Here is a 3,569-nt window from a genome sequence, read left to right as displayed (position 1 = left end):
GGGCCTGCCGGCCGGTGGGCGAAGTTGTCCTCCGAGAGGGGGGATGGTCCCACAGGGGGCTCCGGGTGGCCGGTAACCCCAGCAACGGGCGTAGGGCCGCACCGGCCTCATGAGGTCACTCGCCCGCGCTCTCCACCACGGCCGACCACTCGTCGAGCAGCGCCTGAGCCGAGGCGTCGTCCGGGCCTTCCGCCCACAGATGGGTGACGGCCTCCGCCCGGTCGGGCAGCACCATGATCCACCGTCCGTCCGCCTCGACCACGCGGACGCCGTCCGTGGTGTCCACGCTGCGGTCCCCGGCCGCCTCGACGACGGTACGCATGACGAGGCCCTTGACCGCCCACGGCGTCGCGAGGTCGCGGCGCAGGACATGGGCCCGCGGGATGCGGGCGTCGATCTGGCTCAGGGTGAGCTGCGTCCGTGCGACGAGACCGATGAGCCGGACGAAAGCGGCCGTCCCGTCGAAGACGCTGCTGAATTCGGGAACGATGAACCCGCCACGCCCGTCTCCTCCGAAGATGGTGGTCTCTTCGCGGCCCACCCGGGTCAGGTCGTCGGGCGAGGTGGTCGTCCACTCCACCTGGGTGCCGTGGTAGGCCGCCACCTGCTCGGCGACGCGCGTGGTCGTCACCGGCAGGGCGACGCGTCCGCTGCGCCGCTCGGCGGCGACGAGGTCCAGCATGACCAGCAGGGCCCGGTCGTCCTCGATGATCCGGCCCAGCTCGTCCACGAGGGAGAGCCGCTCACCGACCGGGTCGAACCGCACACCGAAGGCTGCCCGCGCCGAGGAGACGATCTCCCCGAGCCGTACGAGGCCGGCGCGGCGGGTCTCGGCGGACTCGGTGGGCCGGGACTCGTCGAGTCCCGGGTTGATGGTCAGCGCGTCCACACCGAGCCGCCCGAGGAGGCTCGGCAGAACAAGGCCGGCGGAGCCGTTGGAGGCGTCCACGACGACCTTGAGCCCGGAGTCGGCGATCCCCGCGATGTCGACGTTGCGGAGCAGGGAGCCGGTGTACGAGTCGAAGACGCTGGACGGGAAGTGCAGGTCCCCGATCTCGCCGGGGAAGGCCCTGCGGTACTCCTGGCGGGCGTAGACACGGTCCAGCTTGCGCTGCTGCGCCTGGGAGAGGTCGGCGCCGCGCTCGTCGATGAACATGATGTCCACCGAGTCCGGCACCCCTGGCGACGTACGGATCATGATGCCGCCCGCACTGCCACGCGCGGTCTGCTGCCGAGCCACGGGCAGCGGTACGTTCTCCAGGTCGCGCACGTCGATGGCGCTGGCCTGGAGCGCCGAGATGACCGCGCGCTTGAGAGCGCGGGCTCCTCGGGAGTGGTCGCGGGCGGTGGTGACCGTCGACCCCTTCTTGAGGGTGGTGGCATAGGCGCCGGCCAGCCGTACCGCCAGCTCGGGGGTGATCTCGACGTTCAGGATCCCGGAGACGCCGCGCGCGCCGAAGAGATGCGCCTGCCCGCGGGATTCCCAGATCACCGAGGTGTTGACGAACGCACCGGCCTCGATGGTCTTGAACGGATACACCCGTACGTTGCCCTGGATGATCGACTCCTCGCCGACCAGGCATTCGTCACCGATGACAGCGCCGTCCTCGATCCGGGCGGCGCGCATGATGTCGGTGTTCTTGCCGACCACGCAGCCCCGGAGGTTGCTGTGCTGCCCGATGTAGACGTTGTCGTGGACCACGGCCCTATGGAGGAAGGCGCCGGTCTTGACGACCACGTTGGACCCGACGACGGTGTGCTCACGGATCTCGACGTCCGCCTCGACCTTGGCGTAGTCGCCGATGTACAGCGGCCCACGGAGCACGGCGTCCGGGTGGACCTCCGCACCTTCGGCCACCCAAACACCGGGAGAGATCTCGAAGCCGTCGAGCTCCACGTCGACCTTGCGCTCCAGGACGTCCGCCTGAGCCTTCACATAGCTCTCGTGCGTACCGACGTCTTCCCAGTAGCCCTCGGCGATATAGCCGTAGATCGGCTTGCCTTCCTTCATCAGCTGCGGGAAGACGTCACCCGACCAGTCGACGGAGGTATCGGCCTGAACGTAGTCGAAGACCTCGGGCTCCATGACGTAGATGCCCGTGTTCACGGTGTCCGAGAAGACCTGGCCCCAGGTCGGCTTCTCCAGGAAGCGCTCGACCTGTCCGTTCTCGTCGACGATGGTGATGCCGAATTCCAGGGGATTGGGGACCCGGGTCAGACAGACCGTGACGAGGCCGCCCTTCTCCTTGTGGAAGGCGATGAGGTCGGTGAGGTCGAAGTCGGTGAGCGCATCACCGGAAATGACGAGGAAGGTGTCGTCCTTCAACGCCTCCTCGGCATTCTTCACGCTCCCCGCTGTGCCGAGTGGCTTCTCCTCGTTGGCATAGGTGAGCTCCATCCCGAGCTCTTCGCCGTCCCCGAAATAGTTCTTGACGAGGGAGGCGAGGAACTGGACGGTCACTACTGTTTCATTGAGCCCATGCCGCTTGAGAAGCCGCAGTACATGCTCCATGATCGGCCGATTGGCCACGGGCAGGAGCGGCTTGGGCATGCTCGAGGTCATGGGGCGCAGGCGCGTGCCTTCGCCACCAGCCATCACGACGGCCTTCATGTCGGAAACGTCCTCCTAGAAGAAGCGACGGTCAGCCGAGTTCGCCCGTCGGGGCATCACGTTCAAGACATCACACCGCGGGCCGGCCACACTGCACGGCACCGCGTCAACGAGCTCAATCGGCTACTGCATCCGCCTTCACGAGCCGGCGGACCTGGACCACGTAGAGGATCCCTGCCCACCAATACAGCGTTGTACCCCATCCTGCGAACGCCCATCCGAAAATGGCGGCCACAGTAGCCAGCCAACCACTCCCGTCGCTGAGCAGCAACAAGGGGAACGCGTACATCAGGTTGAAAGTTGCAGCTTTCCCGAGGAAGTTGACCTGCGGGGGCGGATAGCCGTGGCGCCGCAGGATGGCCACCATCACAAGCAGCATCAGCTCACGGGCGAGCAGAGCGGCGGTGAGCCAGAGAGGCAGGATCTCGCGCCAGGTGAGGCCGAGAAGCGTCGAGAGGATGTAGAGACGGTCTGCGGCCGGGTCCAGGAGCCGACCGAGACTGCTGATCTGATTCCAACGCCGGGCGAGCTTGCCGTCGAGATAGTCGCTGATGCCGCTGAGCATCAGCACCAGCAGCGCCCAGCCGTCACTGTTGGGGCCGCCGAACACGGGGCGGAGAATCAGCCACAGGAAGAGCGGTACCCCGACAAGGCGAGCCATGCTGAGGATGTTGGGGATGGTGAGGACCCGGTCCGTCTGGACCCGAGTCTCCTGGACCTCCACCCGGGAGCCTCCTGTGAAGAACGTGCGAATGATGCCCCCCGACCTTACCCTCAGCCTCCGCCGGCGCCTGCACAGGGGTGGGCAGGGGCTGAGGTTGCCAGGGTCCCGGAACGCAGGAAAGCCCCGCACCACAAGGGTGCGGGGCTTTCCCACAATAATTGTTCGGCGGCGTCCTACTCTCCCACAGGGTCCCCCCTGCAGTACCATCGGCGCTGAAAGGCTTAGCTTCCGGGT

The 3,569-nt window shown here is 67.0% G+C and carries 2 protein-coding genes and 1 rRNA gene; all 3 read right to left on the bottom strand.

Annotation, left to right across the window (positions count from 1 at the left end; all coding sequences use genetic code 11):
* Positions 1–115 precede the first annotated feature (115 nt).
* Positions 116–2,611 (bottom strand): sugar phosphate nucleotidyltransferase, encoded by a 2,496-nt coding sequence (locus tag ACIRR8_RS29240; RefSeq protein WP_404070407.1) that lies wholly within the window; start codon positions 2,609–2,611, stop codon positions 116–118.
* A gap of 115 nt (positions 2,612–2,726) precedes the next feature.
* Positions 2,727–3,335, bottom strand: coding sequence for a CDP-alcohol phosphatidyltransferase family protein (locus ACIRR8_RS29235; RefSeq protein ID WP_015607274.1), 609 nt, complete (start codon positions 3,333–3,335; stop codon positions 2,727–2,729).
* 160 nt (positions 3,336–3,495) lie between these two features.
* Positions 3,496–3,569, bottom strand: a 5S ribosomal RNA gene (gene rrf, locus ACIRR8_RS29230); the annotation flags it as partial.

The organism is Streptomyces sp. NPDC101178 (assembly GCF_044767965.1).
Taxonomy (GTDB): Bacteria; Actinomycetota; Actinomycetes; order Streptomycetales; family Streptomycetaceae; genus Streptomyces.
This window is presented reverse-complemented; position numbering and strand designations above follow the sequence as displayed.